We start from the raw sequence: 15,353 nt of genomic DNA, 5'->3' as shown, positions 1-15,353 counted from the left end.
CGCAAGACGCAATGCGATGCAAGGCGTAAAGCGCAGCGATGCCGGGCGGCATCGCGAGCATTTGCAACGCAGCAGCGCGCCGCGTATTGCGCGGAAAGCAGCATCCGATTTCAGTGTTTTAGCGGACTCCCCCGTTTGAGAAGAGCCTATGTGGTCCTACACATTGCGTCGCCTGCTGGCGACCATTCCGACACTGCTGATCGTCATCACGGTCTGCTACATCCTCCTGCACGCGGCGCCCGGCGGCCCCTTCGACGCCGAGGTCAAGGTCTCCGAGGCGGTGATGGCCAACCTGCAGGCCAAGTACCACCTCGATTTGCCGCTCTGGCAGCAATACCTGCATTACCTGAACAACCTGGCGCACGGCGACCTGGGCGCCTCCTTCCGCTACGCCGACTGGTCGGTCAATGACCTGGTGGCGGCGGCCCTCCCGGTCTCGCTGGCCATCGGCGGCGGGGCGCTGCTGATCTCCTTCGTCATCGGCGTGGGCCTGGGCATCGCCGCGGGGCTGCGCCAAAACAGCATGGCCGACCACGGCGTGATGCTGATTGGCAACCTGGGCAGCGTGTTCCCCTCCTTTGTCATCGGGCCGGTGCTGGTGCTGGTCTTCGCGCTGTGGCTGCACTGGCTGCCAGCCGGCGGCTGGGACGATTTCAAGCCCGCCTTCATGGTGATGCCGATGGCCCTGCTCACCTTCATCAACGTGGCCACCATCGCGCGCGTGATGCGCGGCAGCCTGCTCGAAGTTCTGAACAGCAATTTCATCCGCACGGCCCGCGCCAAGGGCTTGCCCACGCGCCTGGTCGTCATGCGCCACGCGCTCAAGCCGGCGCTGCTGCCGGTGATTTCGGTGATGAGCCCGCTGGCGATCTCCTCGATCACCGCGGCGCTGGTGACCGAGACCGTGTTCTCCCTGCCCGGCCTGGGCAAGCTGATCGTCAATGGCGCCGGCAATCGCGACTACACGCTGGTGCTCGGCCTGGTGGTGCTGATCACGGTGATTGCGGTCACCCTGAACCTGCTGGTCGACCTGGCCTATGCCGCGCTCGATCCCAAGATCCGTTACCACTGAAGGCGCGGCATGCTGTTTCTCCTACGAAAGAAGGCGCTGGTGGACCAGCTCGCGCAAATGCCGGTCGCTGCGCCCGGGCGCAGCCCCTGGGCCGATGCGCGCGACCGCTTCATGCGCAACCGGGCGGCCGTCGCCAGCCTGGTCGTGCTGGTGCTGATCTCGCTGGCCTGCATCGTCGGGCCGTTCCTGTTGCCCTACGAATTCGACACCGCCGACTGGGACGCGATGAAAATGGCGCCGAGCTGGAAGGGCTTCCACCTCTGGGGCACCGATGAATCGGGGCGCGACCTGCTGGTGCGCTGCCTGATCGGCGGCCGCATCTCGCTGATGGTGGGACTGCTGGCGACGCTGTGCTCGGTGGCCGTGGGCATCGCCTGGGGCGCGACCGCCGGCTTCCTCGGTGGCAAGGTGGACAGCTTCATGATGCGCTTCGTCGACATGATGTATGCCATCCCCTACCTGCTGATCGCGATCCTGCTGGTCACCATCCTGGGCCGCGAGTTCTACCTGGTGGTGCTGGCGATCACCGCCTTCTCCTGGATGGACATGGCGCGCGTGGTGCGCGGGCAGACACTGTCGCTGCGCAACATGGAGTTCGTCGAGGCGGCGCGCTCGATCGGCGTGCCCACCCGGCGCATCATCTTCTCGCACATCGTGCCCAACCTGCTGGGCGTGGTCGTGATCTACACCACCGTCACCGTGCCGGGCGTGATCCTCACCGAGTCGGTGCTGTCCTTCCTCGGCCTGGGCATCCAGGAGCCGATGACCAGCTGGGGCGTGCTGATCCACGACGGCACCGGCGTGATGGAAGTGGCGCCCTGGATGCTGCTGTTCCCCTGCGCCATGCTGTCCATCACCCTGTACTGCTTCAACTTCATCGGCGACGGCCTGCGCGACGCCCTGGACCCCAAACAGCGATGAACCAGAAGCTGATCGAGATCGACGACCTCACGGTCAAGTTCAACACGCCCGACGGCGCAGTCACCGCCGTCAACGGCTTGTCGTTCGCGCTGGAGCGCGGACAGACCTTCGGAATCGTGGGCGAGAGCGGCTCGGGCAAGAGCCAGAGCATGCTGGCCCTGATGGGCCTGCTGGCCGCCAACGGCCGCGCCGGCGGGCGCGCGCTGTTCAACGGCGAAGACCTGTTGTCCATGCCGGCGTCGCGGCTCAATCGCATCCGCGGCAACCGCATCGCAATGATCTTCCAGGACCCGATGACCTCGCTGAACCCCTACCTCACGGTGGAGAGGCAGATGACCGAGGTGCTGGAACTGCACAAGGGCCTGACGCGCCGCAGCGCGCTGTCGCTGGCCATCCAGACGCTGGAGCAGGTGCGCATCCCCGACGCCGCACGCCGCATCCGCATGTACCCGCACGAATTCTCGGGCGGCATGCGCCAGCGCATCATGATCGCCATGGCCCTGCTGTGCCAGCCGGACCTGCTGATCGCCGACGAGCCCACGACGGCGCTGGACGTGACGGTGCAGGCCCAGACCATGGCGCTGCTGCGCGAACTGCAGCGCGATTTCGGCACCGCCATCATCCTGATCACGCACGACCTCGGCGTGGTCGCCGGCCTGTGCGACCAGGTCATGGTGCTCTATGGCGGCCGCATCATGGAGCAAGGCAGCGCCGAGCACGTCTTCTACCGCCCGACGCACCCCTACACGCTGGGCCTGCTGGGCGCGGTGCCCAAGCTCGATCACGAAGGCGAGCGGCTGGTGGCCATTCCCGGCGTGCCGCCCAACATGGCGCGCCTGCCCGCGGGCTGCCCCTTCAGCGAACGCTGCCCGCTGGCCAACGAGCGCTGCGTCACCGAACGGCCGCCGCTGGTGGCGGTAGCCGGGCAAGATGCGGCCGTGCTGCGCGCCTGCCACCGCGACATCGCGGAAGTGGCTCGCCAGGCCGAGGCGGTGCTGTCATGAGCGTGGTGATGGACGATACGAGAAGCGCCCCCACCCCGACCCTCCCCCGGAGGGGGAGGGAGGAGCCACTGCTGTCCGTGCGCGACCTGCATGTGCACTTCAAGGTGCGCGGCGAAGGCTTCTTTCCGGAAAAGCGCGTCCTCAAGGCGGTCAACGGCGTCAGCTTCGACCTCTATCCCGGCGAGACGCTGGGCATCGTGGGCGAGTCGGGCTGCGGCAAGTCGACGCTGGCGCGCGCGCTGCTGAATCTGATCCCGGCCACCGCCGGCCAGGTGGTGTGGCTGGGCCGTGACATGTCGGGCGCCAGCAGCGCCGACTGGCAGGCGGTGCGCAAGAACGTGCAGATGGTGTTCCAGGACCCGCTCGCCTCGCTGAACCCGCGCATGAACGTGCTCCAGATCATCGGCGAGCCGCTGCGCACGCACCGGCCCGAGCTGCCGGCCAGCGAAGTGCTGGCCCGCGTCAAGGCCATGCTGGTGCGCGTGGGCCTGAACGAGGCGCAGCTCTATCGCTACCCGCATGAATTCTCGGGCGGCCAGTGCCAGCGCATCGGCATCGCCCGGGCGCTGATCCTGGAGCCCAAGCTGATCGTCTGCGACGAGCCGGTGTCGGCGCTTGACGTGTCGATCCAGGCGCAGATCATCAACCTGCTGAAGGACCTGCAGAAGCAGCTGAACCTGGCGCTGGTCTTCATCGCGCACGACCTGGCCGTCGTCAAGCACGTGAGCCAACGCATCCTGGTGATGTACCTGGGGCGCGTGATGGAACTCGCCGACAAGCACGAGTTGTACGCGGACCCCAAGCACCCTTACACGCGCGCCCTGCTGTCGGCGGTGCCGATTCCCGATCCCAAGCTGGAGCGGGGCAAGCAGATCCAGATGCTGTCGGGCGAACTGCCCTCGCCGCTTCGCCCGCCCACGGGCTGCGTGTTCCGCACACGCTGCCCGCACGCCTTCGAGCGCTGCGCGGCCGAGGTGCCGGCGCTCGAGGCCGTCAACGAGCGCTCCCAGGCCGCCTGCTGGCTGTATCGATGAAGACCGACAGCCAGGGACCCGGCGAAGGCCCCCTGGCGGGTGGCGTTGCGCCTGCGCGTTCGTGGTGGCAGCTGCCCGCCGGCGACCTGCTGCGCGACCGCCTGTACCGGCGGCTGTGGCTGTCGATCCTGATCAGCTCCTTCGGCGGCCAGATCACCATGCTGGCCATCCCGCTGACGGCGGCCGTGCTGCTGCACGCGACGCCGACTCAGATGGGGCTGCTCACGGCCATGGAGCTCGCACCTTTCGTGCTGTTCTCCCTGCCGTCCGGCGTGTGGCTGGATCGCGTTCGCAAACTCCCGGTCTATGTCAGCGGCGAGCTCCTGATGGCGCTGGTGCTGGCGTCCGTGCCGCTGGCCTGGGCACTGGACCTGCTCACGATCCCCTATCTGTACTTCGTGGGTTTCGTGCTGGGGTCCATCCACACCACCGCCGGCACCGCCGCGCAGATCGTGCTGACGCAGGTCGTGCCGCGCGCGCGCCTGGTGGAAGCGCACGCCAAGAACGCGCTCGCCAGCTCGCTGGCGGAAGTCACCGGGCCGGGCATGGCCGGCGCGCTGATCCGCATCCTGGGCGCGCCGCTGGCGCTGCTGGCGGACGCCCTGCTGCTGCTGGTCAGCGTGTTCATTCTGCGCGGGCTGAAGATCCAGGAGTCCGTCGGCACGAAAGTTCCGGAGCATTTCTGGTCGGCGTTGAAAGAGGGCCTGCGATTCGTGGCTGGCCTGCGCCTTCTGATTGTGCTCGCGCTGCTGGTGGGCTTCTGGCAGATGTGCCACCACGCTGCGATGGTGGTGCAGATCCTGTTTGCCACGCGTGAGCTGGGCCTGGACGAAAAACAGATCGGCCTCTGTTACGTGGGTCTGGGCGCAGGCACCATTGCCGCCGGCGCGCTCGGCAACCGCATCTCCAAGCGCATCGGCGTGGGCCCCTCGCTGCTGTGGGGATTCGCCATGTGCGGCATCGGCTGGTTGCAACTGGCCATTGCGCCGGCGAATGCCTTCGGCGTGCTGTCCTTCGTGCTGATGCTGGTGTGCTTCGGCTTCGGAGCGGTGCTGATCTTCATCAACTTCCTGTCGCTGCGGCAGGCCGTCACGCCCGAGCCGCTGCTCGGCCGCATGACCAGCACCATGCGCTGGCTCATTCTGCTGCCCTCGATCCCCGGCGCCCTGCTGGGCGGCTGGCTGGGCGAACACCTGGGGCTGCGCTGGGCGCTGGCTGCCGGCGGTTGCGGCGCGCTGGCGCTGGCCATCGCCGGTTGGCGGTTCACGCAACTGCCGGCGCAGCGTTCGCTGCCGCGAATCTCCTCGCACTGAAACCGGGCTAGCCGCGTCGGTGGCGGCCCATCGTGATGCCGTGCTCGTGCCGTACAAACACGGTACAGCGAGGGAAAGCGGATCTCAGGATTCCGCCTATCATTGCGAACGGCAAGCGCCGGTGAGTTCGCTCGAGCTCGGCGCCATCTGGAAATGTCACTCGGCAATGCCCTGGAGCCGCCATCCTCGCGCGACCTGCGCGGGGTGATCGCCGATGCGATCAAGAGTTCTCCCTTCGGCGTGATCATCGTCGATTCGGATTTCAAGCTCGTCCACCTCAGCGCCCAGAGAGCCTTCAGCAACGTCCGTCCACTGTTGGGGGTCAACTTTGTCGAAGTCGCGCGGATCGTCTGGCCGCCAGGTTTTGCCGACGAGGTCATCGGCCGCTTTCGCCACTGTCTCGATTCGGGGGAAGCCTTCCACGCGTCCCACGATCCGAATCAGTCGTCCGGCCATCACTTCGACGCCTATGACTGGCAGCTCGAGCGCATCTCGCTGCCAGATGGGCGCGCGGGCGTCGCCTGCCAGTTCTACGACCTGCGGGACCGCCAGTACATGGAATCGGTCATGCGCCGCTCCGAACAGCGCTTTCGGATGGCGCTGGATGCCGCGAATGCGCTGGTCTACGAGGCGGATACGGCCGGCAAGGTCATCACCTATGGCCTCGAGCGCGTCACCGGGTACCGCCCGGAGGAGGTGCCGCTGAACCTGAAGTGGTGGTACTCGCTCATTCATCCGGACGACCTGCCCCGCCATCAGGAAAAGGTGGAGCGGCACCTTGCCACTGGAGGCTCACACACACGCACCTACCGCATTCGACGCAATGACGAGGCCTGGATCTGGGTGGAGGCGACAGCCCAAGTGCTCAGGGATGCGAGCGGCAATCCGATGAAGGTCATTGGCGCGCTGGTCGATATCACCGAGCGCAAGCTCGCCACGGACGCCATACACCAATCCAAGCAGAGATTCCGCACGTTGCACGGGCTGAGTGGCCGCTTGCTCGCTGCCCAGGAGCTGACGCCCGCGCTGGAAGACCTGCTCGATTGCGCGATGGCATCTTGCGGGGCGGTGTACGGACTCGTGCAGCAGCTGAACCCGGGCATGAAAACGCTCGAGATCGTAGCCCACCGTGGGGTGGAGCAAGCCTTCCTCGACCAATTCCGCCATGTCCGTGCGGACGACAGCACGTTCACGACCAAGTCCCTTGAGAGCGGCAAGCAAGTCATGATCGTGGACGTTTTGAGCGCCGCCGAAGCCGTGCCTCAACAAGCTGCGGTGGCGGCGACCGGATGTCGCGCGTTCCTCGCCACGCCGCTGAAGACCCATGACGGCCACGTCGTGGGGGTGCTTTCCATAGGATTTCGAGACACGTACCGCGTGCCGGAGCAGGACCAGCAATTGCTCGAGATCTACGCGCGTGATGGCGCGGACTTCATCACACGGTTGCGATTTGAACAGGCGCTTCGCGAGGCCGAGCGAAACAAGGACGAGTTCCTGGCCATGCTGGCGCACGAACTTCGCAGTCCGCTGGCTCCGCTGCGCACCGCGCTGGAACTGATCAGGCAGGCGCCAGGAAACCTGGCCATGGCCGAAAAAGCCTGCGCGACCATGGATCGTCAGCTCGGACAGCTCAAGCGCCTCGTGGACGACCTGCTCGATGTGAGCCGAATCGCCAGCCAGAAGCTGGATCTGCAGTTGCAAGACCTGGACTTGGCCGCCGTGACACATCACGCCGCCGAGGCTTCCCAGCCGATGATCGATCGCCGGAACCAGACGCTGATCATCGAGCTGCCTGAACTGCCGATGCGCCTGCACGGTGACCCCGCGCGCCTGGCCCAGGTGTTCTGGAACCTGATCACCAACGCGTCCAAGTACAGCGACGTCGGCAGCACGATCCGTGTCACCGCCGAGCGGGACGGGAACGACATCATGGTGAGCGTGCTCGATACAGGGTGCGGGATTCCGCCGGAACACCTGCCGAGGGTGTTCGATCTGTTCATGCAGATTGACCAGACTTCCAGGCGCTCAGGCCGGGGCCTGGGCATCGGCTTGTCGCTGGTGAAGCGGCTGGTCGAATTGCACAGCGGCACTGTGAGCGCGCACAGCGAAGGCGTCGGCCGGGGCAGCAGATTCGTCGTGCGTTTGCCCGCGACAGGGGCGCCGGCCGGTTCTGAACGCCCCCATGAACCCGCGTCAGGGCCAGCTCGCCTGTAGAAGCCAGGCACACGACTGGTACAAAAAAAACCACCGCACTTTCGTGCGGTGGTTCTTGTCTTCTTTCAGGCGGAAGATGCTTCCGCCTGGTCCGTCATCAGAAGCGGTGACGCACGCCCACGCGGAAGAAGCGGCCGACCGCGCCGGAGTAGTCCAGCGGGTTGTAGCCGATCGCGCCGTAGGTCATGTAGTCAAACGGCGGCTTCTTGTCGAACAGGTTCTGGATCGAGCCGAACACTTCGGTCTTGTCGCCGAACTTGTAGGCACCCGACAGATCGAACGTGGTGAACGAACCCAGCTTGCAGTCGTTCGGAACGTTGATGCCGGCCGTAGTGATGGCCACGCTGTAGCAGGGGAAGCCGGCTTCCTCGCGCATGTCCATCTTGCCACGGTAGTTCATGTTCAGACCCGCGCGCCAGCGGTTCATATCCCAGGTCATCGCCATGCTCACGCGGTCCTTCGGCGTGCCCATGCAGTTGGTGATGTGGCAATCGCCGTGCGTGCCTTCGTAGTAGTGAACCGTGCCGTTGGCGTCCTTCACGCTCTGCTCGAACAGGTGCGTCCAGGTCAGGTTCGTGGTCAGGCGGCCCCAGCCGTTGCCGAAGTCGTAGCGGTTCTTGGCTTCGAGGTCGATACCGTTCGTCCGGCTCTGCGCGGAGTTCACGAACTGCACGAAGCCGGTCAGGATGCCGCCCGGGTCGCCAGGGGCGGCCGAGGTGCCCGGGTCACGCACGAAGCGGCCGGCGTTGATCGCGGACTGCGGGTCCTCGATCACCGGCAGGCCGGTACGCTTGATCTGCCACCAGTCGAGGGTGACGCTGGTCTTGGGCGTGATGTCCCACACCGTACCCAGGGTCAAGCTCGTGGACTCCTCGTTCTCCAGGCTCGGGTTGCCGCGCTGGACGAAAGTCGGCGCAACGCCCTGGCAGTTGATGACGGGCAGCGTCGGAGCGGCCGCGCAACGCGCCGGGTCGTTCACCGTGGCGCCACCGAAGGCGGCGATCGAGTTGATGCCGTTCTCGGTGAAGGACGGTGCGCGGAAGCCCTGGGCGAACGTGGTACGCAGCGCCAGGTTGTCAGCCGCCTTGAACTTGGCGCCGATCTTCGGGGTCACGGCGCTGCCGGCGTCGGAGTAGTCGTCGTAACGCAGCGCGGCGCTCACCTCGATGCGCTTGGTCACCGGCGCCAGGATTTCGCCGTAGGTGGCGAAGATGTCGCGCTTGCCGGAGTACTTGGTGAGCGACAGGCCCAGGTAGCGGCCCAGGCCGTTGTACAGCGGCAGGTCGCTTTCCTCGTGGCGCAGTTCGGCGCCGATCGCGACGCCCATCGGGCCGCCGTCGAGCTTGCCGAATTCACGCGAGACCTTGAGGTCGGCGCCGTACTGCGTGGAATAGCCCTTGCGCGACTGGTCCGACAGCATGGCGTTGTACATGGCAGCCGAGTTCAGGCCGGCGTTCTCGCCGATGCGCCACACGGTGCCCGGGGGCAGCGCGGCGTAGGCGGGGCTGGCAGCCTGTGCGGCAGCGACGTTCGCGGCCGTCGGGTTCAGCAGCGCGTCCATGACGGCGATGTTGATGCGGCGCTCGGCGGTGTCGGTCTGGCGAGCCGTGGAGTAGGAGATCCCGCTGTCGTAGTCCCATGCACCCCAGGTGCCCTTCAGGCCCATGGCGGCGCGGTAGGAATCGCTCTCGGAGTGGCTGGTGTCAGCACCGATCGCCGGTTCCAGCGAGACGTTGTAGCCGATGCGGCGGGCGGCGCCCGGGAACGGGTTGTCCGGATGGCTGGCGCCGATCAGCGAGGTGGTGGCACGGGAGACCGCGGTGCCGTCGGGCAGGAAGTAGCCGGACGCGGTCTGCACGTTGGTACGGGCGATGTTGGATTTCGAACCGTACCAGGCGGCTTCGGCCCACAGCTCGGTGTCCGCATTGAGCTTCTTGGTGAAGCGGCCGTACAGGTTGGCCGTCTGGTGATCGGGTTGCACGATGCCCACGGAGCGCCACAGGTCCACCAGGCAGCCGCCGGCGGGGTTGTTCTGCGGCACGTTGGCCACCGCGTTGCAATACGTCTGCGCGCCCGGGAAGAAGGCGCCGCGGCTGAAGTAGTTGCCGGCGGCATCGCGCACGTTGCCGATCACCGAGCTGGTGTACTGGTTGTTCACCCGCACGCCGTTGGCGTCGACCGGGATCCAGCCCGCGCCGCCCAGGCGGCCGCTGGCGGTACCGGTGTTGTTGTTGTTGGTGCCGTTCGGGTTGAAGGGCGAACCGGGGATCTGCGCGATCGCGCCGACGCCAACCTGGTTGCGGTCCGTGCGGTCCTTGTAGTAGATGGCGTCCTTCTTGCCGGCTTCGAAGTTCACCAGGAAGTTGTAGCCGTCGTTGTCCAGGTCGCCGCGGCCATGCGTGATCGCCACGCGCGGCTCGTTGCCGTCTGCTTCCTGCGAAATGCCGTAGGTCAGCTTGGCCACCGTGCCGACGAAGCTCTTCTTCAGGATGATGTTCACCACACCGGCCACGGCGTCAGAGCCGTAGATGGCGGAGGCGCCGTCCTTCAGCACTTCGATGCGGTCGACGGCTTCCAGCGGGATCTGGTTCAGGTCAACGTAGGTGCGCTGCGCATCGTCGGCCAGCACGGCCGGCGCGACGCGGCGGCCGTTGATCAGCACCAGGGTGGCGTTGGCGCCGAGGCCGCGCAGCGAGATGCCCGCCGCGGAAGCCTGCGAGAAGCCGCGGCCGTAGGTGAACGGCACCGAACCTTGCGAGTCCGCGGTCAGCGTCTGCAGGTACTCGGCGACGGTGCCCTTGCCGGACTGGTCGATATCTTCCTTGGTGATCACCTGGACGGGCGATGCCGCTTCGGTGTCGGTGCGCCGGATGTTCGATCCGGTGACTTCAACGCGCTGCAATGACGGCGCGGCCGCTGGCGCAGCCTGTTGCGCAAGGGTGTCCTGCGCAACCATCAGCGCCCCGGTGCCGCACAGCGCCGAGAGTATGGCGCGCGAGACCACCGTCTTTTTAAACCTTTGTGTGCCGGTTCTCATGAGTTCTCCAGACTTATTCCTGCATAAAAAAAATCGGTCGGGCTAAAACCCAACCATCGCGGACGCGGCCCCTCGCAACGTCGTTTGGTACGCAATCGTCCGAAGGGAGTTTTTACACTTGTAGCTCATCCACGTCACTCGCCGAATACCCGAAATGCAGGCGTCTGTTGTCCAAATACATCGGCCCCTGCGCTGCGCGTGAAATTGCACATGCGCCAATGCAAAACACCCCTGTCGCACCGGTCGAAGAGACCGGCGTGACAGGGGTGTTCGAAGCTATGTGAGCAGAAGCGGAACCGAAGTCCCGCTTGCTAACTTTTTACTCGATACGGAAGTTGAATTCCTGCGTGGCGATGATGTCACCGGAGCCGCTGACGCAGCCGTACTGCATCATGGCGTTGCGTACGGCGTTGTGATAGACGCGCGGCCCGGCCAGGACGGCGACCTCGACCACCTTGCCGCCACGGATCGTGGCCTGCGCCTTCACCAAACCTTCGATGCCTTCCTTGATCGCCTGGCGCGGCATCTCGGGCTTGACCTGGTTCGGGCAGGCGACGCCCATCTCCTGACGGCCCACCGGGGCGGCGGGCGGCGGCGGCGGCGCGATCACCGGCGGTGCCGGCGGCGGCGTCTGCACCGAGGTGATGGCCGGCGCGGTGCTCGGCGGCGTCACTTCCGGCGGCGGCACGAAGGGCGGCGGCGGGGCCTCGACCTTCGGCGTGATCGGCTTGACGATCTCCTTCGGCGGGGGCGGCGGAGGCGGCGGCGGCGGAATGATCACTTCCTGGATCACCGCGGCTTCCATCGGCTTCTTCATGATCTTCAGCGCATCGCGCGCGGTGCCGGTGATCAGCGCCCACAGCACGAGGGCGTGCACGAGGATCACGACGGCCCAGCCGACGGCACGGCGCTTCGGATCCTTGGCGCCGTACTTGCGGTGATGCAGCGGGATGGAGTTGTCGACGGCCATGGCGCTCATTGGACGAACTGCTCGTGGCCGATCACAGCCATCTTCCCGAGCCCCTTGCGTTTGGACGACGACAGCACGTTGGCGAACACCGCGTACTGGCAGTTCTTGTTCGGCCGGATATGCACTTCCGGCTGCGGGTTCATCGTGCTGACCACGTTCATCTTCTCTTCGAGTTCAGCCGCCGACACCGGCAGGCCCTGCCAGTACACCGTGCTGTTCTCGTCGATGTCGATCTGCACCTTTTCCGGCTTGATGTTGCTGGCCGGCGGGGTGCCCACCGGCATCTCGAGATTGACCGCGTGCAGCTGGATCGGGATGGTGATGATCAGCATCACCAGGAGCACCAGCATCACGTCGATGAGCGGCGTGGTGTTGATGTCCATCATCACTTCCGGGTCGCCCGCACCGAAGCGGCGACCCTTGGTCTTCAGACTGAGTTTCATGTGACCTGTCCTCAACCACCCAGCGGCGGCGGTTCGGTGATGAAGGCCACCTTGGTGATGCCGGCGCGCTGGCAGGCCAGCAGGATCTTGCCGACGCCTTCGTAGCGCGAGCTCAGGTCACCACGGATCTGCACCTCGGGCTGGGGCGTCATCTTCGAGACGGTCTTCAGCTTGGCCACCAGAGCGTCGGTATTGGGCATCTTTTGGTCATACCAGAATATGCCGCCGCTCGTGTCCACCGAGATGATGATGTTCTCCGGCTTGGTCTCGCGCACCTCGACGCGCTCCTTGGGGAGCGTGACGGGAATCGAGGTGGTGACCACCGGAATCGTGATCAAGAAGATGATCAGCAGCACCAACATCACGTCCACGAGGGGCGTGGTGTTGATGGTGGAGATGACGTCGTCGTCCGACGCCGGTCCGACAGCCATTGCCATGGCTCAGTCTCCGATTATTCGCTGTGCGAGCTTCAGGCGGCTTTGCCGGCCGAGCCCACGATGACGGCGTTCAGCTCGTCGGCGAATTCACGCACTTCGTCCATCACGGCCTTGTTGCGGCGGGCCAGCCAGTTGTAGGCCAGCACCGCGGGGATCGCGACCGCCAGGCCGATGGCCGTCATGATCAGCGCCTCGCCCACCGGACCGGCGACCTTGTCGATCGAAGCCTGGCCGGAGATGCCGATGGCGGTGAGCGCGTGATAGATGCCCCACACCGTGCCGAACAGGCCGACGAAAGGCGAGGTCGAACCGACGGTCGCCAGGAAGGCCAGGCCGCCCTGGGTGTTGGCGTGCACGCGGTCCACGGCCGCGGTGATGCTCATGGGGATCCAGTCGCCCATGGGGATGTGGCTCTTCAGGCCGCCATGGTCGCTGGTGGCGGCGGCGCCGGCTTCGGCGATGAAGCGGTAGGCGCTGTTCTTCTCGAGGGCGGCAGCGCCGGCCGTGACCGTGTTGTGGCCCCAGAAGGCCTTGTCCACCGTGCGCGCATGGCGGTTCATCTTGGACTGCTCGAGCAGCTTGGTGATCAGGATGTACCAGCTGCCAGCGCTCATGATCGCCAGCAGGATCAGCACGAAGCGGGCAATGCTGTCGGAACCCTTCCAGAGGGCTTCCAGGCCGTAGGGGTTCTCGACCGCTTCGGTGGCGCCGTTCTTCTTGGCGGCGGATGCGGGCTGGGCAGCAGCAGCGGCGGCAGAGGCCGCGCCGGTGTCGGCTTGCGCCACGGCAGCGGGCGCGGGCGCCGGCTGTTGCGCGTGGGAAGGCGCGCTGAAGAGGATTGCAAGGGGCAGCAGTGCAGTCACTGCCGCGCGAGAAAGTAGAGCCGAGGTCCGCAAGATGAATTCCTTTGAGAGTCTTTTGTGGTTCAAAAGCGCTATGAGCCAATGGCGCCCGGTGGGATCGCAACAAGCTCGCGTGAACGTGTGGCATCCGGCAAGCCGCCACAGGCCTTCTTGAACCAGAGGCCCCCGGATAGGGCGCCCGCCTTGTCCAAGCCCATGAGTATAGTTTGTCGGTACGGGGCAAGACCAGCCAGCCCATCCGCCGCGGATCAGGATAAATACTGAGATTTCTCCTCTGAATGCGCCGGGCATGCAGCCACTGCCAACTAATCCACAAACTGGCGGCTGAGAGGGACGCCCCGGTGCTCAGGCTATAATCTGAGGCTCAAACAAGAAAAGCCGGTGTAGCTCAGTCGGTAGAGCAGCTCATTCGTAATGAGAAGGTCGGGTGTTCGATTCATCTCTCCGGCACCATCCACAAAGGAAAGCCTGCTATCAACTCGATAGCAGGCTTTTTTCTTGGACGCGATGTAAGGGCGGATGTAAGCCCCATTTCACAATGGCGTGGCGTAGCGGTCGCTGACCTCAAGCCACCTGCTGCCTCGAGTCGACCGCGCCGTGATGACAGTCCTGGCGAGCGTTGTGTTGGGGGATGATGAGCTCTCGCTTAGCGATCATGATTGACGGGCTGGCAAGAGACGCGAGGGAGGAGTATCAATGACGGCGGTTGAGAAGTTCTTGGAAGAGCAACGGGCCAAGCAGAGAGCCGAGAGGGTTAAGACGGCCCTGTTATTCGGCTTTGTTGTTCTAGGTCTCATCTTCTTTTGGTTCAGGCTCCGACCTGAGTCGGACGAAGCGCGGAATGTCCGGATCGCCAACGAACGCATCAGCTCTTGCCGGATATCGATTGACACCGGTCGCGCTTGGTATGTCCCCGAAGTAAAGGCCGCGGTGGCCGTCCTCGATTCCAAGACCGCGTCGTTGGCAGCCAAGGAGACCGCGGTTGACTCTGTGTGCGAAGGGAAATTCGTCTCACTGAAGACTGAATTTGACCGAAGGCCCCAAAGCAATGAGCCTCCACGCAAGAGCTACGAGGAGAGCGTGCGCGAAGCGTGGGAGAAAGCAGACGCGGACAACCGAAAGATTGACGAGGCGCAGGAGGCGATGATCACAGACTATCGTCGTCGTGCGAGGAGCTCCTCGACCAGCGCAACCGCCGCTGGCCGTGCGGACAGCTTTGTCATGCAAGACGGTTCTATCGTGATCTGCACAACCACATTCAGGCACGGAGCGCGGGCAACGACCTGCAATTGAACTTCACCAGGAATCGCAATCCGAAGGTATTCGATCTGCCCGAAGGTGCTGAAGATGCTCACTTTTTAAGACTGAGCACCTTCTGAGCATCTTCACCGCAGACCCTAAGTTTGCTTGTAGTCGCGCGAGGGGAGCAGTCCGTTAGAAGGGCTCCAGGGGATCACTATCGAGCTTGCAAGCTATTCCACTCGGACAACGCGAGCGCGGTCTCAAGGCAGTGGCAGGCGGTCGGAACGGCCTTGCTGGCTGCTCTTCTGTTCTACGTGTTCTACGTGGCGGTCTACTTGCTCTGGCGCTTGCTGGACTGGGTCTTGGCGTGGTTTCAGCGACAGAGCGTTCTGCAGCAGCCGTCCTAGCGTTCAAGCGGGCCAACCCCTGTCCGAGTACCGGCGAGCGCCGTGGGGCGTGCCCTGGCTGGCAGGTGGACCATGTAAAGCCACTTTGCTCTGGAGGCGAGGACACGCCGGCCAACATGCAATGGCTCAAAGTCGATGACCACCGGTTCAAGACTTTGGTGGATGTTCGGGAATGCCGAAAGATGCGAAAGGCAACTGCAGCGCCCGCCAAGAGTCCATAGCTGAGTTGAGCCGCGCCGCTAACCGCCAGATGGCCGCCGACTAGGCACTACTCCGGCCTTTCCGGAAGCCGTCGAGGACCCATCGAGTCAGCTCGACGACGAGGTACACCAGCAGCCACACAGCGGCTACGGGAACCAAAACTGCGAAAGCCAGCTGACTGCTCATTACTGTCAT

The 15,353-nt window shown here is 64.9% G+C and carries 12 protein-coding genes and 1 tRNA gene; 8 read left to right on the top strand and 5 right to left on the bottom strand.

All coding sequences use genetic code 11. The features are described from left to right. Positions 1 to 148 precede the first annotated feature (148 nt). The 6 genes from oppB to UC35_RS15385 all read left to right on the top strand — a co-directional run bounded on the left by oppB (position 149) and on the right by UC35_RS15385 (position 7,558). Positions 149 to 1,072, top strand: a complete 924-nt coding sequence (gene oppB, locus UC35_RS15410; protein WP_061501200.1) for an oligopeptide ABC transporter permease OppB — start codon at positions 149 to 151, stop codon at positions 1,070 to 1,072. A gap of 9 nt (positions 1,073 to 1,081) precedes the next feature. After that, positions 1,082 to 1,993, top strand: a complete 912-nt coding sequence (locus UC35_RS15405) for an ABC transporter permease subunit (protein WP_082793273.1) — start codon at positions 1,082 to 1,084, stop codon at positions 1,991 to 1,993. After that, positions 1,990 to 2,997, top strand: a complete 1,008-nt coding sequence (locus UC35_RS15400) for an oligopeptide/dipeptide ABC transporter ATP-binding protein (protein WP_061501197.1) — start codon at positions 1,990 to 1,992, stop codon at positions 2,995 to 2,997. Before UC35_RS15405 ends, UC35_RS15400 begins: the two co-directional genes overlap by 4 nt. Before the next feature lie 8 nt (positions 2,998 to 3,005). After that, complete coding sequence (locus tag UC35_RS15395) at positions 3,006 to 4,031, top strand: oligopeptide/dipeptide ABC transporter ATP-binding protein (protein WP_061503861.1); 1,026 nt, start codon at positions 3,006 to 3,008, stop codon at positions 4,029 to 4,031. Continuing rightward, positions 4,028 to 5,344, top strand: coding sequence for an MFS transporter (locus tag UC35_RS15390; RefSeq protein WP_061501194.1), 1,317 nt, complete (start codon positions 4,028 to 4,030; stop codon positions 5,342 to 5,344). Before UC35_RS15395 ends, UC35_RS15390 begins: the two co-directional genes overlap by 4 nt. Positions 5,345 to 5,497: 153 nt before the next feature. Next, on the top strand, positions 5,498 to 7,558 hold the full coding sequence (locus UC35_RS15385) for an ATP-binding protein (RefSeq protein ID WP_061501193.1): 2,061 nt from the start codon (positions 5,498 to 5,500) through the stop codon (positions 7,556 to 7,558). A gap of 97 nt (positions 7,559 to 7,655) precedes the next feature. Here UC35_RS15385 and UC35_RS15380 read toward each other — a convergent pair whose 3' ends face one another. The 5 genes from UC35_RS15380 to UC35_RS23200 form a co-directional block, all read right to left on the bottom strand. After that, positions 7,656 to 10,595: a TonB-dependent receptor gene (locus UC35_RS15380; protein ID WP_082793271.1), complete on the bottom strand. Its 2,940-nt coding sequence runs from the start codon at positions 10,593 to 10,595 to the stop codon at positions 7,656 to 7,658. A gap of 319 nt (positions 10,596 to 10,914) precedes the next feature. Beyond that, positions 10,915 to 11,574: an energy transducer TonB gene (locus UC35_RS15375; protein WP_145979491.1), complete on the bottom strand. Its 660-nt coding sequence runs from the start codon at positions 11,572 to 11,574 to the stop codon at positions 10,915 to 10,917. Beyond that, complete coding sequence (locus UC35_RS15370; RefSeq protein ID WP_061501188.1) at positions 11,571 to 12,008, bottom strand: ExbD/TolR family protein; 438 nt, start codon at positions 12,006 to 12,008, stop codon at positions 11,571 to 11,573. The genes UC35_RS15375 and UC35_RS15370 overlap by 4 nt, the downstream gene beginning before the upstream one ends. Before the next feature lie 11 nt (positions 12,009 to 12,019). Beyond that, positions 12,020 to 12,445 carry an ExbD/TolR family protein gene (locus UC35_RS15365; RefSeq protein ID WP_061501186.1) on the bottom strand — a complete coding sequence of 142 codons (426 nt, stop codon included), beginning with the start codon at positions 12,443 to 12,445 and terminating at the stop codon, positions 12,020 to 12,022. Between the two features lie 32 nt (positions 12,446 to 12,477). Beyond that, positions 12,478 to 13,299 carry a MotA/TolQ/ExbB proton channel family protein gene (locus tag UC35_RS23200; protein WP_415752708.1) on the bottom strand — a complete coding sequence of 274 codons (822 nt, stop codon included), beginning with the start codon at positions 13,297 to 13,299 and terminating at the stop codon, positions 12,478 to 12,480. A 386-nt stretch (positions 13,300 to 13,685) separates the two neighbouring features. Between UC35_RS23200 and UC35_RS15355 the strand changes: the two genes are divergently transcribed. Together UC35_RS15355 and UC35_RS15350 are read left to right on the top strand one after the other, a co-directional pair. Continuing rightward, positions 13,686 to 13,761: transfer RNA gene (locus UC35_RS15355), tRNA-Thr, on the top strand. Between the two features lie 243 nt (positions 13,762 to 14,004). Beyond that, complete coding sequence (locus tag UC35_RS15350) at positions 14,005 to 14,601, top strand: hypothetical protein (RefSeq protein WP_061501184.1); 597 nt, start codon at positions 14,005 to 14,007, stop codon at positions 14,599 to 14,601. The last annotated feature ends 752 nt before the right edge of the window (positions 14,602 to 15,353 follow it).

Source organism: Ramlibacter tataouinensis (genome assembly GCF_001580455.1).
GTDB lineage: Bacteria > Pseudomonadota > Gammaproteobacteria > Burkholderiales > Burkholderiaceae_C > Ramlibacter > Ramlibacter tataouinensis_B.
This window is presented reverse-complemented; position numbering and strand designations above follow the sequence as displayed.